The following is a 22856-nucleotide window of genomic DNA, read 5'->3' as shown; positions in this document are numbered from 1 at the left end:
TCCGAAAGTCCGGGAGACGCTGCAATTTTACGCGGGCTCATTAGCTAGTCTTTCCCTTCCCCGCCTGAAACTTCTCACTGCCAATATAGCGCTTAATAACATCAATATCGCTCCAATAATATACGGCGCGCCCGGGAACTGAAAAAACGAGTTAGGCTTGGTAAAATAGTAAAATGATTCAGTCATAACCAACGGTCCGAATATGGAGCTAAAGCTCATTAAACCCGTTAAGCCGCCCTGCAGATTTCCCTGCTCGTTAGCCGGAACACTGTTACTCATATAACCCTGTATAGCGGGGCCTGCAATTCCTCCAAGGCAATAAGGTACAAGTATGGCATACATCATCCAACCTTTAGTAGCAAAAGCAAATAATGCCAACCCGATTGCGTATAAAAGCAAACCGATCCATATACTCCGCTCCTGTCCAAGCTTCGGTAATATTATTCTTATTAAACCACCCTGAACCGTTGCAACCATCAACCCAACAAATCCAAGCGACCAGCCAATAGCGGCCTCGTTCCAAGCAAACTTTTGCATCGTATAAAAGGTCCACACACTTTGTACGGCCTGTACTGCGAAGTACACAAGGAATAATGAAAATGCCAGGCCGATAACAGACTTATATTTCTTAAGCTTAAAAATCGACGTAAATGGGTTGATCTTTTTAACATCCAGCGGACGCCTGTTTTCCGGTGCTAACGATTCGGGCAGAATAAAATATCCATAAATAGCATTCAAGAGTGCCAGGGCAGCCGCTGCAATAAAAGGGTAATGTACATCATATTTGCCCAACATACCACCTATTACGGGCCCTACAATAAATCCAAGCCCAAAGGCAACACCAACAAGGCCAAAGTTAGCTGCCCGTTTTTCAGGTTCGCTAATATCTGCGATATAAGCATTAGCTGTAGTAAAGCTGGCGCCTGTTATGCCTGCTACTATCCGCCCTACAAACAACAGGCCTATAGTTGGCGCAAACGCCGAAAATGCATAGTCGACACTAAAACCTAAAAGAGAACAAAGCAACACTGGTCTACGACCAAATCTGTCGCTTAAGTTCCCAATAAGTGGGGCAAACAGAAACTGCATACCTGCGTAGGCTGTTGTAAGCCAGCCCCCATACCATGATGCATCACTTACATCGCCGTGAATTAAATGTTCAATCAACTTGGGTATCACGGGTATAATAATACCCAGGCCCATAACATCAATAAATAGCGTGGCGAATATAAAACCAAGCGCCGCCTGCTTTTTAGGTTTGTGCATAGAGTGCAAAATAAATAATTATAACTGTATACCCCACAACAAAAATCAGCAGCGTTCTATGATTCTTAGAAATTCGGTTTCAACACATATTTATCGTAAAAACGGAAAATATGTTCTGTCGCTTCTTCGGCGGTATCCACTACGCGGTAAAGCATTAAATCGTCGGGATGTATGTTATGTTCCTGGGCAAGCATTTTTTCTTCAACCCAGTTAAAAAGGCCTTTCCAATAATCAACCCCTACAAATATGATCGGAAAGCGGGCTATTTTACCGGTTTGTATCAGGGTGATGGCCTCAAAAGATTCATCCATCGTACCAAAGCCGCCGGGCAATACAATAAAGCCTTGCGAATATTTCATAAACATTACTTTTCGGATAAAAAAGTAATCAAACTCCAGTATTTTGTCCCTGTCGATATATTTATTATGGAACTGCTCGAATGGCAGTTCGATGTTTAACCCTACCGACTTACCGCCGGCCTCGTAGGCGCCTTTGTTTGCCGCCTCCATAATACCCGGGCCACCGCCTGATATCACGCCGTAGCCGCGTTCAGTTAAAATACGGGCGGCATCTTCGGCTATCTTATAGTATGGGTTATCATTATGCGTGCGTGCCGAGCCAAATATGGACACGCATGGGCCGATTTTCGCCAGTTTTTCAAAGCCGTCAACAAATTCGGCCATTATTTTAAATATCTGCCACGAGTCGGTTACCTTAATTTCCTGCCAGTTTTTATTCTCAAATGCTTGTCTTATTTTTTCTTCACCTGTCATAGTAGTAGTTAGAAGTCCGGGAATTCGGTAAAGACCGAAAAACCCGGAAGAAGTAATTAGTTATATAGTACAATAAATAGTATGGATAAGTTTTAGCCCCCGTTATAATTTAAATTCATTTCAGTCTTCTTCGACGATGTAATCCACAACCCAACAAACGTAATTAATCCGTTCACTATTATCAACTCGTTATCAAAAATGTAGCCGCCTAATAGTTGGGCAGAGTTCATGCTTAAATAGTAGCAAATCGCTGGTGATATTAAGCAGATAAACGGCACCAGTTTATCGAACACCTGCCTTTTACCCAAAAATAGTCCAAAAGAATAAAGCCCCAGCAGTGGGCCGTACGTATATGATGCCACCTTAAATATGGCGTTAACAACTGCGGTATTGGTTATAGCGTTAAATATAATTATCGTCAGCAGCATTAACCCAGAAAATGCAATATGCACATAGTGACGGGTACTCACCATTTTCTTACCGTTTACATCGCCCCGTTTGTTAAACCCTAAAAAATCTACGCAAAACGAAGTGGTTAACGCAGTCAAGGCCGAATCTGTTGTTGCAAAGGTAGCTGCTGTTAACCCCAGCATAAATACCATTGCCGGTATAAGTCCGAGATATTTCAGCGCAATTGTTGGGTACAGGTAATCAGTTTTTTCAACCTTGATGCCATATTTAGCCGCATAGATATAAAGCAAGGCTCCTACGCACAAAAAGAAAATATTGATCACCACAAATACAGCAGTAAAGCTAAACATGTTTTTTTTCGCTTCGCGGATATTTTTCAGGCTCAGGTTTTTTTGCATCAGGTCCTGGTCGAGGCCGGTCATGGCAACAGTAATAAACAAACCGCCAAGAAACGCTTTGCTAAAGTGAAATTTGCTGGTCAAAAAATCATTGACGAAAAATATTTTAGAATAGCTGCTGTTTTTAACTGCATCTATGGCTTCAAAGACATTATAGTGCAGGCTCTTGCAAATAAAGTAAATCGACAAAAATACCGACGACACCAAAAACAGTGTTTGCAGGCTATCGGTAATTATAATGGTTTTTAATCCGCCTTTAAATGTGTAGCTCCATATCAGTACCAGGCATATCAGCCCTGTTACAGCAAACGGCACACCATAGCTATCGAAAATAAATTTTTGTAAAACTATTACCACCAAATAAAGCCTGAACGACGAACCGATAACCCGGCTGATTAAAAAGATCCCAGCAGCCGTTTTGTAGCTCCACACCCCAAGTGCTCCTTCAATATAACTATATATCGATGTGAGTTTCAGCCGGTAATACAATGGTAACAAAACTGTAGCTATAACTACAAAGCCCACTGCATTACCCAAAACAAATTGGAAATATTCAAATTGGTCGCCGGTTGGTGCGCCTACTTTGCCGGGAACGGAGATAAATGTAACGCCGCTTAAAGCGGTGCCGATCATCCCAAAAGCCACCAGGTACCATTTGGAATTACGGTTGGCCACGAAAAATGTATCGTTATCAGCTGATTTGCGGGAAGTCAGCCAGGAGATGACGAGCAGTACCAGGAAATAGCCGATGATAAATGTTAGTAATATTCCGGGAGACATGGATTAATTCATAGATGATGGTTCATAGTTCATGCCCGCTCACATCTGTTCTATATGAACCATGAACTATTAACAATGAACTCTAAGCGATTTACCTATTATTTTTTAATTTAGCAACATGAACTTTTCATCGAAGTTGCTGGAAGATGCTGTTGCCGAATTTGCTAAACTGCCGGGGGTGGGCCAAAAAACCGCCTTACGCCTTGTATTACACCTGCTTAACCAGGATAAGGAGGACGTAGAAAAGTTTAGCAAGAGTGTAAGCAAACTGCGTAACGAAATACAGTTCTGCAGGGTTTGCTTAAACATTTCCGACCACCCGGTATGCGAGATATGCGCATCGCACAAACGAGACCACACCATTATATGCGTTGTGGAAGATACCCGCGATGTAATGGCTATTGAGAATACCAATCAATATAATGGGGTATATCATGTTTTAGGGGGACTTATATCCCCAATGGACGGAATAGGCCCCTCGGATTTGGAAGTAGACTCGCTGCTTGACCGCCTTAAAGAAAATGATGTAAAAGAAATCATATTCGCGCTAAGTGCCACAATGGAAGGTGATACTACCATTTTTTACCTGGACAAAAGGTTAAAGTCTTTCGATATAACTATTTCAACCATAGCGCGGGGCATAGCTTTTGGCGGCGAATTGGAGTATGTGGATGAAATCACGCTCGGGCGTTCAATAGCAACGCGCGTACCCTACATTAACTCATTGTCGAAATAAAGCGACACATGTTTTAAATTCCATACAGCGTCAACGCCATAAATCATCTTAAAGCGAAGAAATCCAACCCATAAAATACTGATAAACAGTAAAAAACACCTGATAATTTACACAACAAGGTAAAGTTTCCACATATCGTTTATCCCGATTGCCTGTGGCATAGCTTTTGGTGCTAATTATTTTGAAGGTAAAGTGTGTGTAAAAAAAATATCGCATTGCTTAATCCTTATAATAATTTAACTGTCGAACCGGTATGAACCTATCCATAATTGTTGTTAATCATAACACGCGCATATTGCTGAAGCAGTCAATTACTTCCTTAATTGAGGCCTGCAAGCATATTGATTATGAATTAATTGTAGTTGATAATGCATCAACCGATCATTCATTGGAGATGCTTACAACCAGCTTTCCGAAGATAAAGGTTATAGCAAACAGCGAAGATGAGGGCATAGCGAAAGCCAATAACCAGGCTTTGCAGCTTTGTACCGGCGAGTATATTTTATTAGTCAGTGCGGATACTTTGGCAATCAAAGACTCGGTTGAGAAAATGATTGCGTTTATGGATACCCATGCCGATGCAGGCGGTATGAGCATCAGGATGCTAAGCCCGCAGGGTCGTTTTTTACCCGAATCTATCCATGGCCTTACCCCTGCCTGGGGCACATTTTTAAAGCTTATCGGCTTTGCCAAACATCTTTCAAAAACAAGGCTTTACGATCGTAACCGCAAAGACTGGGTTGAAGAGTTCCGTGAAGCAGAAATTGATATTTTAAATGGTGCATGTATGATGCTCCGCCTATCGGCCTTACACGAAGTTGGTTTATTTGACGAGCGCTTTTTCATGTTCGGATCCAATATCGATTTGTCGCACAGGTTACGCCTTGCGGGCTATAAAAACTACTACTATCCAAAAACATACATCATCAACTTCGAGAGCCAAAAACAAGCGTCATTCAGTTGGGAATACATTAAGTATTTTTACGGGGCTATGTTCCTTTTTGCCTTTAAATACCTGATAAAAGTGCCTGACATTAAGGTAAAAGGGGTGCCGCAAATGGTTCCGTCGGGGTATGAGGTTTAATGCTCCGTCCGATTTGTAGAGACGCAATATTTTGCGTCGCCCGCATTCCGGTAAACACGCGAAATATTTTTTTCGTGCTGAAAGTCCAGAGACGCAAAATATTGCGTCCCTACATTAAAAACATCTTATTTGAGGCGAAATATAGCATTGTTTAAATTTACATTTGAATAATCAGCGGATAAATTATCTTCGCGCCATGAATCTCGCCAACAAAGTTATCGTAATAACCGGCGCCTCCTCAGGCATCGGTAAATCACTTGCCATTGAATTTGCCAAACGCGGTGCAAACCTGGTGTTAGGCGCGCGGCATTTTGTTAATTTATGCACAATTGCCCAACAGATTGAACAACAATATAATGTTAAAGCCATAGCTGTGCAGTGCGATGTAACTATTGAAGAAGATTGCGATTTATTGATAAAGCAAGCCCTTATTACGTTCAACCACATTGATGTACTGGTTAATAACGCCGGCATATCAATGCGGGCGCTTTTTAACGATTCCAGCGTTAAAGTACTCAAATCGGTAATGGATGTAAACTTTTGGGGCACTGTTTATTGTACAAAATACGCCCTGCCGCATATACTAAAAACACAAGGCAGTATAGTTGGCGTATCGTCAATTGCCGGCTACAAAGGTTTACCTGGCCGCACAGGTTACTCGGCTTCAAAATTTGCCATGAATGGTTTTTTGGACGCCCTAAGGATTGAGAACTTAAAAACCGGCGTACATGTGATGACTGCCTGCCCCGGCTTTACTGCATCAAACATCCGTAATACAGCCTTGGATAAAAATGGCCAGGAGCAAGGAGAAAGCACACTCAACGAGCAAAGCATGATGACCAGCGAAGAAGTGGCCCAAATCATAGTCAGCGGCGTTGAAAACCGCAGCCGTACGTTGATTATGACCGGCGAAGGAAAATTAACGGTGCTGATCGGAAAGTTTTTTCCGGGTTTGCTGGATAAGCTGGTTTATAATAAGATGAAGAAAGAGCGAAATTCTTTATTGAAATAGCTTTTGCAAGAATCATGATTTGCATGACTAAAGAATTTCTTGATGCAGACAGACGGGCATCGCGGTAATCTTTAAATCAGGTGAATCAGGGTCAATCCTCCCCCATCTTCTCCAACTCAAAAGGCGCATGCTCACTAATTTTGCTTAAATCCAAAACAATACGACCATCCTCGTCCCTGTCAAAGACTGGTTTAAATTTGGCTCCCCAAACAATTTCATGGGCCTGGTATTGGGTGCGCGAGTGAATTGTTTGCGAAAAAGTATCATCAAATGCCCGTAACAGGATAGCAAAACCCGCTTCCGATTTTATCAAATCCTCCTTTGTCATATCGCCCATGGGGCTATTTTCATCCAACGGGTGCACAATTGTCCAGTTTAGGGTTAGCACGCTTACGTTTCGGCGCTCCAGTTCGAGCGGGAAGAAACGGCGGACTATTTTACCATCAACTGTCTCATTATACGAAAAAATAATCTCAATTTCTAAGTCAATCAGCATATTGCGGCGCAAGTTGGCCAGGCGAAACATAACGCCTTTACCTTTATCTCCGTAAGGCGCAACGATAATATTTTTACTATAAATAATTTGTGCTGACGGCCTTGAAAAGCGTCCGTACAGTAAACCCGTGGCTAATGCAAAAGCAAGGAGTCCCATCATCGACTCTAAAGCTGCTACACTGTTTGCGGCCATTCCCTTCGGACTAATATGTCCATACCCCACAGTTGATATGGTTTGTGCCGAGAAAAAGAAGGCATCCATAAAATGGGAAAATTGCGTATGTCCCGAAGTCCCGTCGAGGCTGTTTGACCCAAACGACATATAAATAAAAGCGAATATGATGTTTAGTATCAAATATCCGCTCAATACCAGCAGCCAGAAGCGTCTCCAACTCATAGTTATCAACGTATGATAATTATTTGCAGTATTGAACAAGGGCAGCCCTACCCGCCGTACATTTGGCGAGCCATCTTTATTCATCAGCGGCTGGTTTTTTATAACCGGCTGAGGGCCAAAGCCAAGGTCGTCTTCAGGGTTTATTTTGCGCTCTTTTTTAACCATAATAGTGTGCAGTATTTTTCAGCTTTTGTAAAAATATCATTCTGCTTGCTTTTAGTAAAAACTATTTCCATATTTGTGGCACAAAATGAAAGCAAATATATTAAACAACAATTGGTGGTGGCTTAACGGGTAATCGTAAGGCAATTCCATTTTTTGTTTTTTAAAAAATATACAGAAGGGTTGCCATACACGGCGGCCCTTCTGCCGTTTAAGCCCCCCGGCCCCCTAAAGGGGGAGCAGTTTGCAAGTGGGGGATAGAAAAAATAATAATTTATAACCATAAAAATTCCCCCTTTAGGGGGCCAGGGGGCATGAAAGCGATATTAAATCACCTTTTTGAACACAAAACATTTACCCGCGAGCAATCGAAGGAAATTTTGACGGCTATTGCGCAGGGCAAATACAACAACTCGCAAATGGCTGCATTTATGACGGCCTATTGCATGCGCAGTATTACCGTTAACGAACTGGAAGGCTTTCGGGATGCTATGCTGGAGCTCTGCTTACCCGTTGATTTGGAAACGGGCGAAGTAATCGATCTTTGCGGCACCGGCGGCGATGGAAAGGATACATTTAATATTTCAACGCTGGCGTCATTTGTAGTTGCTGGTGCTGGTTACAAAGTAGCCAAACATGGTAATTATGGCGTGTCGTCGGGCTGTGGCTCATCAAACGTGATGGAGTTTTTGGGCAGTGTGTTTACAAACGACACTGATAAGCTGAAGGCTAATATTGATAAAGCCAATATTTGTTTCTTACACGCACCATTGTTTCACCCGGCTATGAAGACCGTAGCACCAATTCGCAGGGAATTAGGCGTCAAAACGTTTTTCAATATGCTTGGCCCGCTGGTTAACCCGGCAAAACCCCAAAATCAATTAGTAGGTGTTTTTAATTTGGAGTTGGCCCGTATATACGCATATCTATATCAAAAATCAGATGTTAAGTACACCATACTAAATGCCCTGGAAGGATACGACGAGGTCTCACTCACCTGCGATTTTAAAACATTTTCGGCTGGGGGAGAAAAAATAAACAGCATTGAAAGCCTTGGCTTCACTAAGCTTAATCCAGGTGAAATTTTAGGTGGCAGTACAATTAGCGAATCGGCAGATATTTTTATGAAGGTGCTCAATAACGAAGCAACACCTGCACAAAGTAACGTGGTTTTATGCAATGCTGCGCTTGCAATAAACACTATAAAGCCCCAAGCCAGCTTTGCCGATTGTTTTTATGAGGCCGAAGAATCATTGATCAGCAAAAAAGCTTTAAACAGCTTTAAAACACTAATAGCTAACTAATGAAGATAAAAGTTTGCGGGATGCGGGATGCAGATAATATAAAAGCAGTAGCGGCTTTAAACCCCGACTACCTTGGCTTTATATTTTTTGACAAATCGCCGCGCTTTGTGGGCAACCTACAGGCCGAAGTGCTGGCAGATATTCCATCAACCATAAACAAAGTAGCGGTTTTTGTAAACGAAAGCCTTGAAAATATTACTAAACTGGTTGATAAATACAATTTCGACTTTATACAATTGCATGGCGATGAAAGCCCTGATTTATGTAAAGCGCTCAGAAACGAAGCCATCGTAATCAAAGCTTTCGGGCTAAACAGCGAATTCGATTTTAAGCAATTGGATAAATACAAAAACAAGGTCGACTTATTTTTATTTGATACTAAAACAGAAAGCCACGGCGGTTCCGGGCAAACGTTCGATTGGAATGTTTTAGATAAATACGATTTGGAAGTTCCATTTTTTGTGAGTGGCGGCCTGGCCCCGGATAATATTGAAGAAGCTTTAAAAATTGACCACCCAAAGCTTTATGGGGTCGATCTTAACAGCAAATTTGAAATTTCGCCGGCATTAAAAGACATTGATCAATTAGAAAAAGCATTCAGCATCATTAAACAAAGCACATACTAATGAAATACGGGGTTAATGAACAAGGTTACTATGGCGATTTCGGCGGGGCATATATCCCCGAAATGCTTTATCCTAACGTGGAAGAACTGCGCCAGCAATATCTAAACATTATTAACGGCGACGAATTTAAAGCCGAGTTTAACCAGCTTTTGAAGGATTACGTGGGACGGCCTTCGCCATTGTATCACGCCAAACGGTATTCAGAAAAATACGGCGCAAACATATTTTTTAAGCGCGAGGACTTAAACCACACCGGCTCGCACAAAATAAACAATGCGATTGGTCAGATTTTATTAGCCAAACGCCTTGGCAAAAAACGCATTATTGCCGAAACCGGTGCCGGGCAGCACGGCGTGGCCACTGCTACGGTTTGTGCGCTGATGGGCATTGAGTGCGTAGTTTATATGGGCGAAATTGATATGGCAAGGCAGGCCCCAAATGTGTCGCGCATGAAAATGCTTGGCGCAACGGTTGTACCCGCAGTTTCCGGCAGTAAAACACTTAAAGACGCCACAAACGAGGCCCTGCGCGATTGGATCGGTAACCCGGTTGATACGCATTATATCATTGGCTCGGTGGTAGGCCCCTACCCTTACCCGGATATGGTGGCCCGTTTTCAATCTGTGATATCATTCGAAACAAAAAAACAACTGCTGGAACACACCGGCAACGAGACACCACAATACGTAATGGCCTGTGTAGGCGGTGGCAGCAATGCGATGGGTATGTTTTATCATTTCCTGGATGATGAACAGGTAAAACTGGTAGCAGTTGAAGCGGCCGGTAAAGGAGTCGACAGCGGGCATTCTGCAGCCACAACGTTCCTCGGAAAAGAAGGCGTATTACACGGCAGCCGCACTATATTGATGCAAACAGATGACGGACAAGTTGTTGAGCCTTATTCAATATCTGCAGGATTAGATTATCCCGGCATTGGCCCCCAGCATGCACATCTTTATAAAATAAACCGCGCGCAATATGTAAGCGTTACCGATGATGAAGCGTTACAGGCCGGCTTGTTATGCAGCCAGTTAGAGGGCATTATCCCCGCAATTGAAACAGCCCACGCCCTCGCACAGCTTGAAAAGATGAAGTTTGACAAAGCCGACAATGTGGTTATCTGCATATCAGGCCGGGGGGACAAGGATTTGGATACGTATATTAAATATTTTGGATTCTGAGAACGTCCATGGTCGATGGACCATAGACCATAGCAGATTATAGCACACAAGTAAATAATTCTTTCATGGACTACGGTCTATGCATTATCGACTAAATAACTTTTTCTTCCATGGACTATGGTCTATGGATTATCGACTAAAACATGAACCGTCTTAATAAACTATTCTCAACCAAAAAGGATAACCTGTTGTCCATATACTATACAGCCGGCTACCCGGAACTTAATACCACGCTTGATATTGCCGAAGCTTTGGAAAAAGCCGGGGTTGATTTCCTGGAAGTTGGTTTCCCCTACTCCGACCCTGTGGCTGACGGCCCCACTATCCAGCACAGCTCCGAAAAAGCACTGGAAAATGGCATGACCCTTAACCTGTTGTTTGAGCAGTTGGCTGATCTGCGTAAACGGGTTACCATCCCCATTCTGCTGATGGGCTATGCCAATCCGATGATACAATACGGCGTGGAACGTTTCTGCAAGAAAGCAGCCGAAGTTGGCGTTGACGGCGTTATTGTGCCCGACTTGCCGATGTATGAATATGAAACCCTGTACGCTGGTTATTTTAAAACCTATGGACTAAGCAACATCTTCCTGGTAACGCCACAAACCTCAGAAGACCGCATCCGCAAGATTGATGAACTGAGTAACAGTTTTATCTACCTGCTTTCCTCATCGTCAATTACAGGCGGCAATTTACAGCTATCGGTTAATATCGAGGACTATTATAAACGAATTAAAGCCATGCAGTTGACAAACCCCGCGATAATTGGCTTTGGTATTTCAGATAATAAATCGTTCAGCAAAGCCTGTGAATATGCTGCCGGGGCAATTGTGGGCAGTGCATTTGTAAAGCTTTTGGGGACGGAAGGATATTTAGAAAAGATTGAGGGGTTTGTGAAGGGGATTAGGCCGTAATTTCCCGGTGGAGACGCAATACTTGCGACTCCAGCTGACAGGTAACAAACATGCAATTCATTTACCATATCGTTACGAGACGGCAAATATTCCGTCTCTACAAATACAACTCCAACTCCCCTTTACCTTCACGAATAACCTCAAAGTCTCCGCTTGTACAATCAACTACAGTTGAAGGGATATTTTCGCCATAACCGCCATCAATTACCAGGTCAACCAAATCCTCATACTTTTCGTGGATTAATTCCGGGTCGGTGGAGTATTCAATTATCTCGTCGTCGTCTTTTATTGATGTTGACAGGATTGGGTTGCCGAGTTGTTTAACAATTTCACGGGCAATATCATTATCCGGTACCCTGATACCCACCGTTTTTTTGTTAGAGCTTAGCAGCTTGGGCACATTGTGGTTAGCATTAAAGATAAATGTAAACGGCCCCGGCAGGGCTTTTTTAAGCACGCGGAAGGTATGGTTATCAATTGGCTTAATATAATCGGATATGTGGCTTAAATCGTAGCAAATAAACGAGAAGTTGGCCTTGTCAGGCTTAATGTTCCTTATTTTACAGATAGCTTCAATTGCCCGGTGATTGGATATATCGCAGCCCAAGCCGTAAACCGTATCGGTAGGGTAAATTATTAACCCGCCTTTACGCAGCACTTCCACCACTTGTTCAATGGCTTTCGGGTTGGGGTTTTCGGGGTATATTTTAATTAGCATTTTTTTGATTTCGGATTTAATTTTCTGAACCTGGATTAAACAGATTATTTGACTCACAGGATTTTTATAGCCTGTATCCGATAAATCCATTAATCTGTTTAATCCAGGTTCGGATACTTCTAATAATTTGTATACTGAAACTGCTGTGCCATTGTTAAATAAAAGTATTCCGTTATTAAACCGTCAATATCATTTACTGTTTTATACAAACTGACTTTTGTGGCAGGCTTATCTTTTCCAGGGATATCGGTATTAGCGCTTAACTCATCATCAATTCGTTGCTTTAGCGCACCAATATAAAGTCGTTTTTGCGCTGCAATATTATACGTTTTTACATAATAATCGTCTTTATTTTTCGGGTACAATGATACCGCGTATTCAGCATCGCCCAATATCCTGGTTTCCTGGTGGCCAAAATAAGTACCGCCGTTAAGTTTTTCGAATATCGAATTGATATTTCCGTAGAGTTTTATCAGCTTAATCCGTTGCGTTGCAAAAGGTTTGTCACCGTTTCTAAATCTCAGGAAATAGGCATATAAACTGTAATAATCATCCTGCCCTACCTCGCTGCTGAATGAATAATCGGGGCCGTCATGCCCGTTAAGTTCGTCGGGGTTCAACTTTTTCTTAGCATATTCAATCGACGGCTCTTCCGTATATTCGCTGATCAGCTCCGGCCGGTTTTTTATGAAATCTTTTAACTCTGTAACCTTATAAAAAATCGGCATTTCCGGATCGGCGCTGATATTAATGCTGTCTTTGCCAATGCTGTCAAGCTTATGCTCATATTTGGCAAGGTTGGCGGTATTCTCTCCGGTGTCAATTTTAGACAGATCCTTTTTTGCTGATTGCTGTTTACAGCCTAAAGCGACAAGCGATACTAAAATTAATAAGCTGTATTTCATCCGTTTGATATTGTGTTACTAAAGTAATCATTAATAACGCAATTGCTATCAAAAGCAAAAAGCCATTCGCGCTAACAAATGGCTTTAACTATCCGGGCCAAACTAATTAACTTAATCGAGCCCGCTCAACACAATACAACTTATTTCTGTTTTGCAAACTGAACGTTAATCAACAGCTTAATATCCTCGCCTACTACAATTGAGCCTGCTTCGGTAACGCCATCCCAGGTCAAGCCAAATTCCTTACGGTTAATTTTGCCGGTTACTTCAAAACCAGCTTTTGTATTACCGTAGAAATCATCAGTCGATCCGCCGAATTCCGCAGACAATGTAACCGGCTTGGTAATGCCTTTAACTGTCAAATCACCTTTCAATTCGTATTCTTCATCATCTGTTTTTGTAAACGATGTTGATTTGAAAGTTATTTGTGGGTATTGGGCAGCATCAAAAAACTCTGCTGATTTTAAGTGCTCGTCCCTTTGTGTCTGGTTAGTATCAATGCTGTCAATATTCAATGCGAAAGTGATATCTGCATTTTCGAAATCATCTCCTTCTGTTTCCAGTGAGCCTTCAAAGCTTTTGAAGAAACCGCTAACTGTTGATATTACAAGGTGTTTTACTTTAAACTGTACTTCTGAGTGCATTGGGTCGATCGACCATTTTGTTATTGTTGCCATGACTTTAATTTTTTTATGATTGTTTTAATAGGTCAAAGATAAATAATAGATGTTTAAACATATAATTTTAATATCCATTATTACATTGCGTTTACAATGCTGTTTTACAACACGTAAATTGGGCTTTTGTTATAAAGTAATTGATTAATTTATATTACCAAATAGTACAGAAACGTGTATTACTTATTCATAAACTCGGCTAGTATACGGTGAAAATGATGGGTGCCTTGTTCACGGGTTACCGAGTACCGCCCCTGCTGGTAAAATCTTGAACGCACGCCCTTTTGAACGTTCTCCACAATTTCCTCATCTTCCTGCTCCACTTTATCCAGACCTGCACCTGCCCCTTTATCGAGCTTTGAAGTATCCCACACATACGAGAAAAACTTCACCCGGCATTCACCAACGGAAACGGGTTCAACTACGTTGATTGATAATCCCCATGGATAAAAATTAAACATCATATTTGGAAACACCCAGAAATAATAGGCCGCCACATTTTTTCCATAATCAGGCGATGATTCGGGTAAATTAAAACAATCCTTATCGGTTTTAGCTAAGCCCAATTGAAGACTGGAATAAGGAAAAAACAATTCGGTAGCATATTCACCGAAATCGATAACAGCATTTAAGCCTGCATGCACAAAAGGTATATGGAAGCCTTCAAGATAATTTTCGCAATATAATGCCCAGTTGGCCTTTACATTAAACACGCGCGATAATGAAGGTTCACATTTAAAATCCTCCAGCGGCATCCAGCTTACCCTTTCCATCATATCCCGGAAAAAGAGGTCGGGTGGATATTTAGCATCCAGTGATGTAAATAACCAATTGCTCCATTTAAAAACGTTCAGTTTCGTCAGGTTGTCATCCCCGGTCGGAAAATTTTCCACCTCCTTAAATTCGGGCATCGAAATAAAACTGCCCTCAAGGTTAAACATACGCCCGTGGTAGCGGCAGCGCAGGTTATTAACCTTGCAAGCCTTATCGGCCACTAAATTCCCGCGATGTGTGCAAACATTTGATAATACGTTTACATCGCCGTTTTTATCCCGGGCTATTAGTAAGGGTTCATTAAGGTAGTTTTCTAAAAGTAAAAACGGATGCACGTCCCCTTTTTCCTTAACCAGGTCTTCATCGCCAATAAACTGCCACGACGGGGCAAATATTTTTTCTTTGCATTGCTCAAAAACGTCGCCATCTGTGTAGAAATCAGCATGCAATGTTTTAGCTTTTGCAATATCCGGGTCGACAAAATATTTGGTCATAGTCATTTGGTTTCGGCGGGTAAATTAGGAAATCAACCCCAATCTACCTAAACCATTTAAAATTAAGCAGGGATTTTAAATCCCCAAAGTGAGCAACTAATCCCCTATTCATAAAACTATAACCATTTGCAGCCAATTTGCGTATTACAGCACCGGACGATTTCAGGGGCAAAAATTACACATTTGGTTGTATTTTTGCTTGTAGGTTTAATTTTCGGAGATATTTAAGTATACAACTGGCATTAAAATACCTTATACAGGAAACGTTTTATCATTCAGTCTAAATCAAAAACCATGTTTGGCTTGTTTATTGCCAATTTGATGTAACACAATTATGAAAAGACTTTTAGTTATCATTTCATTTATACCTTACCTGGCCCTTGCCCAAACCTCAGACCAGCATCTGAAAATGGCAAACGACCTGTCGTCACAAAAAAACTATAAGGCAGCAATTCCTGAATTTACCAAAGCTATTGAGCTTAATGGAAATAATGTAAAAGCCTACCTGTATCGCGGAAATGCATATAGTAACAGCCAGCAATATGACGACGCAGTTAACGACTATACAAAGGTTGTAACTATCGATCCAGGCAATGCAAACGCCTATTACTACCGCGCAAATGCTAACGGTAATATTAAAGCCTACAAAAGCGCTATTGATGATTATACCAAAGCTATCGACTTAGGCTTACGTAATTCCGATATGTTCCACTATCGCGCAAACGCGCGCTTGAACTCCGCCGACTATGTAGGTGCCATTGAAGACTTTACAAAAGCAATTGACCTTACACCCAACAATGCTGAGTTATACGAGTACCGTGGCGTAGCTAAATCAAATATAAATGACAGCAAAGGGGCTATACAGGATTACGATGTTGCCATAAGGCTCAATCCCAACAATGCCGACGTTTACTACTATCGTGCAAATTCAAAAGGTACAATCGGGGATTATAACGGCGCCGTTGCCGATTACAATACTACGTTGCGGATGAACCCCAACAATGCCGAGGCAGTATTTTACCGCGGCAATGTAAAAACAAACCTGCGCGACTATAAAGGCGCTATTGAGGATTACAAAAAAGCAAGCCAGATGAACCCCGGCCTGCATAACCTGTATTATTACCTGGCTAAAGCCATCAGCAACAGCTCGGATAATAAAGCAGCCATCGACTATTTTAATAAAGCAATAACACTTGACCCGCAAAATCCTGAGTTATATTTATATCGCGGCATATCAGAAAGCAAAAGCGATAACAAAGATGCTGCTACGGCCGATTATAACAAATCCATTGAACTTGATGCCCACCTGGCAGAAGCATTTCAAAACCGTGCCGATTTAAAAATAGATCAAAAAGATTACCACGGCGCGCTTGATGACGCAAACAATGCTGTTAATTATGCTAAAAATCCTGATGGTTATGCTTATATAACCCGTGCCAAGGCAAAACGTGGCTTACAGGACACAACTGGTGCACTGGCTGATTATGACTCAGCGATTCGCCTGAATCCAAAAAGTACAGAAGGCTATTTTGGTCGCGGCGAGATGAAAATAATGCTGGTCGATTATCCCGGCGCCATAGCCGATTTCACAACCGCAATCAATATGGCACCGTCAAATGCTGATGCCTATTTTAACCGTGGTATAGCCAAAAGTCGTATGGGCGATAAACCCGGCGCAATTGCCGACTTTAAAAAAGAAGTTGAGCTTGATCCTAAAAACCAACAGGCTTATATAAGGCTTGGTAAAATATTGATTGACGACAGGCAGTATAATGAGGCCTTGCTTCTATTTAACAAAACAGTTACTCCGTATACCAAGAATGGTAAAATACTGGTTTTACGGGGCACCGCAATGGCCGGTACAGGTGATACCAGGGGCGCATTAATTGATTTTGACCGCGCAATAGCCGTTGACTCAAACGCCATATCACAAGCTTACAGCAGCAGGGCTAACCTGAAAATGATGCTTAAAGATTACGATGGTGCTACAACCGACATAAGCAAAGCTCTTGAAAAAGATCAGAATAACGACGATGCGTATTTTATTCGTGGTAATTTGAAAATGATCCAGAAGAACTACGAAGGTGCAGCTTATGATTACATCAGTGTATTATTGATAAACCCCGACAACATTAAAACTTATGCTTACCGCGGCCTGGCCGAAGCGCATATGAAAGATACGGTAGCCATGAATGCCGATTTTAAACAGGCAATAAAGCTTAGCCCTAAAGACGAAATAAACTTTGTACAGCGGGCAAAAGCCAAAATGTTTTTGCGCGACTATGATGGCGGCCTGAAAGATTTTGCAACTGCGATTGAACTAAACCCGCGCAACTACGATGTATGGCTTAGCCGCGGAGTTGCCAAACTACAGGAAAACGACAAAAGCGGCTGCCAGGACTTAAACAAGGCCATTGAACTTGGCTCGAAAGAAGCGGTTGAAGAACAACGAAAACTTTGTAAGTAAAAAAGAGAGACAAGAACCAAGAGTCAGGAATTAGCTTATTGCTAAATTGCGATTTCCTATCTTGATTCTTGACTCTTGGCGCTTGAATCTTGAGTCAGCGTTCCTCCTGATGTATCGTTAAAGTCATCCCGATAATTTACTTTACCGTTGGATAGTTTGACGTAATCAACCGATCCTGTGCCCTGGAAGGCAAAAGCAAACCCGATTATTTTTGATTTAACTATATCCTGGTTTATACTGTAAACCAATTTGTCGTTTAAAAATATTTTGGCCTTATGGTCAACCGTTTCAATCTTCACTTTTACAAACGAATTAAAGTCAACCCCGAATACCGACAGGTCATTTTGCTTTCCTGACGTATAGTAATTGGTAAACAATAAATCGAGCGAGGATATGCAGCCTTTACTGCATAGAGGAATATAAATAGCCGTGCCCTCGCACAGGATGTAGATTTTGCTTAATTGACATATTGCCGCCCCTTCCCTGTAGTCGTTTTTAACGGACGTTTCAAAGGTGAAATTATCGCTGTAGATCTCACCAAAATCGCGCACGTTACCATACAACATATCAAGCGGAACAGGCTGCAGTTTTATATTTTTTGCCTGGATTTTTTCAATCGGCATAGTCATTTTACCGTTTACAATAGCCTCTTCCTTTGTAAAATATACCGGCACCGGCAATTGCGTTACCATCGGCAACCAGCCGTTTGATCTTATCAATAGTTTGTGCACGCTTACCGATTTTCCGCCTACAATGAGCCTGGCTTTATAGTAATCGGGATAATAGTAAATTGAGGTATGCTGGTGGTCGTCTTTTGATACCCTATCCTGCCGGTGTTTGTCCCACGATTGCTGGATCACAACTGAATCATAGGGCGACTTGGTGGCATCGTAGTTAAAAATCACAGAGTTAGGCAGCCCGGCCGTTACTACTGTTCTACTGCTGAATTTATAATCGCCGTTGTTAATTACTGGCGGCTTTTTCTTTACAGAAAACACCGACACAATTACGGCTATAACGCAAACACCGAATAATGCAAATTTAACAACAATTGGCCTTTTTTGTGTAGCTGAAATTTTCGCCTCAATCGCCGGAATAATTGCGGCAGGCTGGATTATCGGCTGCGCAGGTACCACGCCATTTCCGTTTTGCGATTTAAAGCTGCGCCAGTTTTCATAACCTAAAAACTGTACAAGCGTGTCAAGAGTATGGGTATTAGGAAGACTTTCATATTTCACTTTCCCCCAAACACGTTTAAGTGTTACATGGCTTAATGCTACATTGGTTTTTTCCTGTATTTTCTCACTCAATATTACGAAATCCTGGTTTGTCCATTCGCCGCTATCGCCCCAACCGGTATTTATTTCAAATAACTTTTTGGCTTTTTCGATGTAAAACTCGTCGTTATGCATAGTCAATATCCTGTATAGTAAGACAAAAATACCACATCCTGCCGAATAGCTGGGCTTGTACAAACTTGTACAAACTTGTATAAGCCCTGAATAGCTTTCGAATCAATATCTGCATAAATTTATACAATAAATCAGATTCGGGAGCTAAGAATCATGAATCAAAAAGAAATGAGCGATAATCATCCGGTGAAGATAAGCGCCGGGAGATTATAACTGTAATGACACCAAGCAGCTGGCTAATTGCTTTACTTCTTGTTCTTGGCTCCCGGTACTGATTAGCAGGCAAAATTGGCTTGCATATTTACTTTGGAATACTAATATTTTTATTCGTAATTTTAATAGAAATTCCACCAATTATAAAACAAGCGCCCATAAGCGCCTATATTACAGATACATTTAAAGAAGCCAGCCTGGGTGGCTGTGCTTTTATATTAGCCGGCGCAAAACCCGGCAGTGTTTAACGTACATTAATTTTTTTGTTATGTTTAGTAAAAATACACACCGGTTTATGATGTGGCTGTTGTATTTAAATTGCTTTATTTTCACCACAGCCTACTCCCAGTCATTCGATTTAAATAGCAACCGCAATAAAGTAACTATACCGTTCAGGCTGGTACGTAATATGATTATTATCAAATTGCGGATCAATAACAAGGGCCCCTATAATTTTGTGATGGATACGGGCGTCGGCCTGATGATTATTACCGATCCGTTGTTGATCGACTCGCTTGATATGTCATCAAGGCGCATTCTTAAGCTCCGTGGTTTTGGCGAAAACGAATCGTACGAGGCGTATGCATCGTCTGTTTTAAATATTGGTATACCCGGCCTTACCAGCTATGGGGTTAATGCCGCGATATTAAAAAAAGACCAGTTTGGCTTGTCAAATTACGCTGGAATGCCTATACACGGATTATTGGGTTATGAATTTTTCAATAACCTGGCCGTAAAGGTAAATTTTGGCGATTCAACCCTCACCGTATACCGCCCCAGCGAGACTAAACGATTTGCAAAAGGTGAACGGGTGCCAATAACCATAGAAGATCACAAGCCATATTTTGAAACAAATATTGTGATGCCCAGCGGCGAAATTAAAAGGAGTAAGCTTATTGTCGACCTTGGTGCCGGTCATCCACTTTCGCTCGAAAATGTTTCCGACAAAACAGAGTTGACCAAAAAATGTATCCATGCAAACCTGGGGGTCGGCTTTAGCGGCCCGATAAATGGGTACATCAGCCGGGTGAACGAAATTGCGATGGGCAAATACAAAATAAAGGATATCATTTCTTCTTTTCCGCAAGACGATTCGTTAAGAAAATACATCAACATAAAACGGGACGGTAACCTGGGTATTGGACTAATTAAAAAATTTACTATAGTGTTTGACTATGCAGGTGGCGCCATGTACCTTAAGCCAGGCCCCAGTTTTAAAGCGCCTTTTGAACAGGATATGAGCGGCCTGGAATATTATGCCGATGGTGATGGCTTCAGGCGGATAATCATCAGCCGTGTAGAGCCTGGCTCCGCTGCAGATAAAGTTGGCCTTGAAAAAGACGATGAAATTGTTTCGATAAACTTTAAACTGATTGCCAATATGAGCCTGGAAGAGGTTGACAATCTTTTTAAATCGCAGGATGACCGCAGTTTGCTATTAGAGGTTTATCATGACAAAAAGTATGATAACGTGATTATAACGTTGAAGAGAAGGATCTGAACCGGGATTAAAGGACTTTAGGATTTACACGATGTTTAAAACTCTATACAACATGTAAATCCTTTAATCCAATTAATCTTAAAAATCTTAGTTTACCTCAAGCACATCCTTCGACGGGAACACCGGGAAAACACCGTGCGGTTCACTTTGGTACCAGAAGGCTACGGTTGCTAAATCATCCTGTAAGGGCATATAACGACCATCGTGGTGCCAGCCTAAATCCTGCAGGGTAACTTTCAAATCTTTTTCAAAACGTACCGGGTCGGCAATATGCCAGCGATAAAGGCCAAAGCGTTGTGCTATGTCATAATGGCCATCGCCGCGTAATACCTGTGGCAAGCCGGTGTAAGGACCGCTAAACTCGGTGTATTGGCTGGTTTCAGCCCCATCAGCCTTTTTATGCTGGCTGTCGAAATCATAGGCACCGTTAAAATAATCTTCGGTACCAGTGCCCGCAATTGTTGGGAATTTGGTATCGCCATCCATAAAGAATTTTATTTCGCCTTCGCCCCACCAGCCGTTTTTATTTGAGCCATAAGCAAGGTATGTACCCACATACTGTCCTTTGCCGGTAATTCCGTCAACTATTGTATAGTCCTGCTTAAACGGCAAAGGATTTACCCGGCGGAACTGTGCGTGGAAATAGCCCGCATCTTTAGGCACATCGGTAAGGGTATAATCAACCTGGTAGTACAGCACCATATCTTCATCAGCAATATTCTCCATTGTTATGCGGCATTTTTTGCGAAAAGGCATTGGCCAGTAACAATTTAGCCCGCTGCCCGGGTTCACCACTACAGCCAGTGAAGTTACCGCGGCATACCTGCCCCAGCCCATACAGAAAAAGTCGCCAACCGGCGTTTCTACTGATGGCGTGGTTTCATCGTCCCAATAAAAACGGATGATGGAGTAGCGCCAGTTGCCCGTAGGCGTCATCCATATATGCTGTATGGCCCCTGATTCATTTATTTCTGCAACGGTGTACGTAGTGTGTTTTTTTATCACAACGCTGGGACTAACTTTCCAGCCCTGGCCCAACTCCCGTGACGGCCCCGCACCTGTACCTGTAGTAGCCATGCCGCCTTTGCCTTTTTCACCATTAAAATTCTCCGGGCTAATAGAGCGGGTCTTCGCATCCGACATGCGGTAAAGGTTTCCCATGTTTACACCCAGTCCATTAAACTTTTCCTGTGCCGCGGCTGAGAAACATACAAAAGCACCCATCAAAACAATTAAAGCTGACTTTTTCATCATTATCATTAATTAAGTTTATAAAATTCAATTGCGTTAAGTCCCCAAAAACGGGCCTGCTCACTGTCTGATAGTTTGGAAACATAGCTTTCGACTATCGATATCATTTTATCATACCCGCCCGCCACATTACAAACCGGCCAATCAGAGCCAAACATTACACGGTTAGCGCCAAATGCCTCAAATATCACATCAAGGTACGGCTCAAAATCACTTTGCTGCCAGTTTTGCCAGTCGGCCTCGGTCACCATACCCGATATTTTGCACGAGGCATTTTCATGCTGTGCGATAATTTTCATGTTGTTGGCCCATTTTTCGATATTTTGGTTTTTAATATCAGGCTTTGCAATGTGGTCGATAACAAAACGGACGCCGGAGATATTTTTTACAAACTGGTTGGTGTAGCCCAACTGGTCGGGGAAGATGAGGATATCATAAGCCAAATCGTAATTTTTAAGGGCGGCGATGCCTTTCATAAATTGCGGATTAAGCATGTAGGCCCTGTCAGGCTCACCCTGCAATACATGGCGCATCCCTTTCAGCTTTTTATTTTCACTGTAATGTGCGATTCGTTCACGCACATGCGGGTCCATAAAATCAACCCAGCCTACTACGCCTTTTATAAAATCGTTATTTTCGGCAAGACCGAGCAAAAAATTAGTTTCGGTTTCCGATTGGTCGGCCTGTACAGCTACACAACCGTCTATACTGTGTGTTTTTAAGATTGGGCTAAGGTCTTCCGGATAGAAATCGCGCTGTATAGCGGCCATAGGTTCGTTAATCCATGCATCTCTTACCGGGTCAAATTTCCAAAAATGTTGATGGGAGTCTATTCTCAATGGTATAAATCAGTTTACGGTTATTCATTATAGCGATTGACTTAAAGCCCATCGCTATTTATATTA

At 42.1% G+C, this 22856-nt stretch carries 20 protein-coding genes; 9 read left to right on the top strand and 11 right to left on the bottom strand.

Annotation, left to right across the window (positions count from 1 at the left end):
• Positions 1-27 precede the first annotated feature (27 nt).
• The 3 genes from NAF19_RS13080 to NAF19_RS13070 form a co-directional block, all read right to left on the bottom strand.
• Positions 28-1266 carry a TCR/Tet family MFS transporter gene (locus NAF19_RS13080; RefSeq protein WP_252790507.1) on the bottom strand — a complete coding sequence of 413 codons (1239 nt, stop codon included), beginning with the start codon at positions 1264-1266 and terminating at the stop codon, positions 28-30.
• 65 nt (positions 1267-1331) lie between these two features.
• Positions 1332-2039, bottom strand: a complete 708-nt coding sequence (locus tag NAF19_RS13075; protein ID WP_252790506.1) for an LOG family protein — start codon at positions 2037-2039, stop codon at positions 1332-1334.
• 92 nt (positions 2040-2131) lie between these two features.
• Positions 2132-3628 (bottom strand): sodium:solute symporter, encoded by a 1497-nt coding sequence (locus tag NAF19_RS13070; protein ID WP_252790505.1) that lies wholly within the window; start codon positions 3626-3628, stop codon positions 2132-2134.
• Between the two features lie 118 nt (positions 3629-3746).
• Between NAF19_RS13070 and recR the strand changes: the two genes are divergently transcribed.
• The 3 genes from recR to NAF19_RS13055 all read left to right on the top strand — a co-directional run bounded on the left by recR (position 3747) and on the right by NAF19_RS13055 (position 6460).
• A complete protein-coding gene (recR, locus tag NAF19_RS13065; protein WP_252790504.1) occupies positions 3747-4364 on the top strand; it encodes a recombination mediator RecR in 618 nt (205 codons plus the stop codon).
• Between the two features lie 253 nt (positions 4365-4617).
• The gene (locus NAF19_RS13060; RefSeq protein WP_252790503.1) at positions 4618-5448 is read left to right on the top strand and encodes a glycosyltransferase family 2 protein; all 831 of its coding nucleotides are present in this window, start codon (positions 4618-4620) and stop codon (positions 5446-5448) included.
• 196 nt (positions 5449-5644) lie between these two features.
• Positions 5645-6460 carry an SDR family oxidoreductase gene (locus tag NAF19_RS13055; RefSeq protein WP_252790502.1) on the top strand — a complete coding sequence of 272 codons (816 nt, stop codon included), beginning with the start codon at positions 5645-5647 and terminating at the stop codon, positions 6458-6460.
• A gap of 91 nt (positions 6461-6551) precedes the next feature.
• Here NAF19_RS13055 and NAF19_RS13050 read toward each other — a convergent pair whose 3' ends face one another.
• A complete protein-coding gene (locus tag NAF19_RS13050; RefSeq protein ID WP_252790501.1) occupies positions 6552-7517 on the bottom strand; it encodes an ion channel in 966 nt (321 codons plus the stop codon).
• Positions 7518-7828: 311 nt separating this feature from the next.
• Here NAF19_RS13050 and trpD point away from each other — a divergent pair, with 311 nt between their 5' ends.
• The 4 genes from trpD (at position 7829) to trpA (ending at position 11539) form a co-directional block, all read left to right on the top strand.
• Positions 7829-8818 (top strand): anthranilate phosphoribosyltransferase, encoded by a 990-nt coding sequence (gene trpD / locus NAF19_RS13045; protein ID WP_252790500.1) that lies wholly within the window; start codon positions 7829-7831, stop codon positions 8816-8818.
• Positions 8818-9444: a phosphoribosylanthranilate isomerase gene (locus NAF19_RS13040; RefSeq protein ID WP_252790499.1), complete on the top strand. Its 627-nt coding sequence runs from the start codon at positions 8818-8820 to the stop codon at positions 9442-9444. Before trpD ends, NAF19_RS13040 begins: the two co-directional genes overlap by 1 nt.
• Positions 9444-10625, top strand: a complete 1182-nt coding sequence (gene trpB / locus NAF19_RS13035; protein WP_252790498.1) for a tryptophan synthase subunit beta — start codon at positions 9444-9446, stop codon at positions 10623-10625. The genes NAF19_RS13040 and trpB overlap by 1 nt, the downstream gene beginning before the upstream one ends.
• A 143-nt stretch (positions 10626-10768) precedes the next feature.
• The gene (gene trpA / locus NAF19_RS13030) at positions 10769-11539 is read left to right on the top strand and encodes a tryptophan synthase subunit alpha (RefSeq protein WP_252790497.1); all 771 of its coding nucleotides are present in this window, start codon (positions 10769-10771) and stop codon (positions 11537-11539) included.
• Between the two features lie 97 nt (positions 11540-11636).
• Here the strand turns inward: trpA and NAF19_RS13025 are convergent, their stop codons facing one another.
• From NAF19_RS13025 to NAF19_RS13010, 4 genes are all read right to left on the bottom strand, one after another.
• Positions 11637-12257, bottom strand: coding sequence for an L-threonylcarbamoyladenylate synthase (locus tag NAF19_RS13025; RefSeq protein WP_252790496.1), 621 nt, complete (start codon positions 12255-12257; stop codon positions 11637-11639).
• A gap of 119 nt (positions 12258-12376) precedes the next feature.
• A complete protein-coding gene (locus tag NAF19_RS13020; protein WP_252790495.1) occupies positions 12377-13162 on the bottom strand; it encodes a hypothetical protein in 786 nt (261 codons plus the stop codon).
• 140 nt (positions 13163-13302) lie between these two features.
• On the bottom strand, positions 13303-13839 hold the full coding sequence (locus tag NAF19_RS13015; protein ID WP_252790494.1) for a YceI family protein: 537 nt from the start codon (positions 13837-13839) through the stop codon (positions 13303-13305).
• A gap of 179 nt (positions 13840-14018) precedes the next feature.
• Complete coding sequence (locus NAF19_RS13010) at positions 14019-15107, bottom strand: aromatic ring-hydroxylating oxygenase subunit alpha (protein ID WP_252790493.1); 1089 nt, start codon at positions 15105-15107, stop codon at positions 14019-14021.
• Between the two features lie 334 nt (positions 15108-15441).
• On the opposite strand from NAF19_RS13010, the gene NAF19_RS13005 reads away from it, so the two are divergent.
• Positions 15442-17574: a tetratricopeptide repeat protein gene (locus tag NAF19_RS13005; RefSeq protein WP_252790492.1), complete on the top strand. Its 2133-nt coding sequence runs from the start codon at positions 15442-15444 to the stop codon at positions 17572-17574.
• 56 nt (positions 17575-17630) lie between these two features.
• On the opposite strand, the gene NAF19_RS13000 is transcribed toward NAF19_RS13005, so the two are convergent.
• On the bottom strand, positions 17631-18986 hold the full coding sequence (locus tag NAF19_RS13000; protein ID WP_252790491.1) for a hypothetical protein: 1356 nt from the start codon (positions 18984-18986) through the stop codon (positions 17631-17633).
• Between the two features lie 481 nt (positions 18987-19467).
• Here NAF19_RS13000 and NAF19_RS12995 point away from each other — a divergent pair, with 481 nt between their 5' ends.
• Positions 19468-20700, top strand: a complete 1233-nt coding sequence (locus NAF19_RS12995; protein ID WP_252790490.1) for a PDZ domain-containing protein — start codon at positions 19468-19470, stop codon at positions 20698-20700.
• Positions 20701-20787: 87 nt separating this feature from the next.
• Here the strand turns inward: NAF19_RS12995 and NAF19_RS12990 are convergent, their stop codons facing one another.
• Positions 20788-21954 (bottom strand): glycoside hydrolase family 172 protein, encoded by a 1167-nt coding sequence (locus tag NAF19_RS12990; RefSeq protein WP_252790489.1) that lies wholly within the window; start codon positions 21952-21954, stop codon positions 20788-20790.
• 5 nt (positions 21955-21959) lie between these two features.
• Positions 21960-22790, bottom strand: coding sequence for an amidohydrolase family protein (locus NAF19_RS12985; protein WP_252790488.1), 831 nt, complete (start codon positions 22788-22790; stop codon positions 21960-21962).
• Positions 22791-22856 lie beyond the last annotated feature (66 nt).

It is taken from the genome of Mucilaginibacter flavidus (assembly GCF_024055575.1).
Taxonomy (GTDB): Bacteria; Bacteroidota; Bacteroidia; order Sphingobacteriales; family Sphingobacteriaceae; genus Mucilaginibacter; species Mucilaginibacter flavidus.
This window is presented reverse-complemented; position numbering and strand designations above follow the sequence as displayed.

Bases quoted from the DNA above. Each gene is read 5' to 3' on its own strand.
- NAF19_RS13080 (WP_252790507.1), bottom strand. From the start codon at position 1,266: ATGCACAAACCTAAAAAGCAGGCGGCGCTTGGTTTTATATTCGCCACG.
- NAF19_RS13075 (WP_252790506.1), bottom strand. From the start codon at position 2,039: ATGACAGGTGAAGAAAAAATAAGACAAGCATTTGAGAATAAAAACTGG.
- NAF19_RS13070 (WP_252790505.1), bottom strand. From the start codon at position 3,628: ATGTCTCCCGGAATATTACTAACATTTATCATCGGCTATTTCCTGGTA.
- recR (WP_252790504.1), top strand. From the start codon at position 3,747: ATGAACTTTTCATCGAAGTTGCTGGAAGATGCTGTTGCCGAATTTGCT.
- NAF19_RS13060 (WP_252790503.1), top strand. From the start codon at position 4,618: ATGAACCTATCCATAATTGTTGTTAATCATAACACGCGCATATTGCTG.
- NAF19_RS13055 (WP_252790502.1), top strand. From the start codon at position 5,645: ATGAATCTCGCCAACAAAGTTATCGTAATAACCGGCGCCTCCTCAGGC.
- NAF19_RS13050 (WP_252790501.1), bottom strand. From the start codon at position 7,517: ATGGTTAAAAAAGAGCGCAAAATAAACCCTGAAGACGACCTTGGCTTT.
- trpD (WP_252790500.1), top strand. From the start codon at position 7,829: ATGAAAGCGATATTAAATCACCTTTTTGAACACAAAACATTTACCCGC.
- NAF19_RS13040 (WP_252790499.1), top strand. From the start codon at position 8,818: ATGAAGATAAAAGTTTGCGGGATGCGGGATGCAGATAATATAAAAGCA.
- trpB (WP_252790498.1), top strand. From the start codon at position 9,444: ATGAAATACGGGGTTAATGAACAAGGTTACTATGGCGATTTCGGCGGG.
- trpA (WP_252790497.1), top strand. From the start codon at position 10,769: ATGAACCGTCTTAATAAACTATTCTCAACCAAAAAGGATAACCTGTTG.
- NAF19_RS13025 (WP_252790496.1), bottom strand. From the start codon at position 12,257: ATGCTAATTAAAATATACCCCGAAAACCCCAACCCGAAAGCCATTGAA.
- NAF19_RS13020 (WP_252790495.1), bottom strand. From the start codon at position 13,162: ATGAAATACAGCTTATTAATTTTAGTATCGCTTGTCGCTTTAGGCTGT.
- NAF19_RS13015 (WP_252790494.1), bottom strand. From the start codon at position 13,839: ATGGCAACAATAACAAAATGGTCGATCGACCCAATGCACTCAGAAGTA.
- NAF19_RS13010 (WP_252790493.1), bottom strand. From the start codon at position 15,107: ATGACCAAATATTTTGTCGACCCGGATATTGCAAAAGCTAAAACATTG.
- NAF19_RS13005 (WP_252790492.1), top strand. From the start codon at position 15,442: ATGAAAAGACTTTTAGTTATCATTTCATTTATACCTTACCTGGCCCTT.
- NAF19_RS13000 (WP_252790491.1), bottom strand. From the start codon at position 18,986: ATGCATAACGACGAGTTTTACATCGAAAAAGCCAAAAAGTTATTTGAA.
- NAF19_RS12995 (WP_252790490.1), top strand. From the start codon at position 19,468: ATGTTTAGTAAAAATACACACCGGTTTATGATGTGGCTGTTGTATTTA.
- NAF19_RS12990 (WP_252790489.1), bottom strand. From the start codon at position 21,954: ATGATGAAAAAGTCAGCTTTAATTGTTTTGATGGGTGCTTTTGTATGT.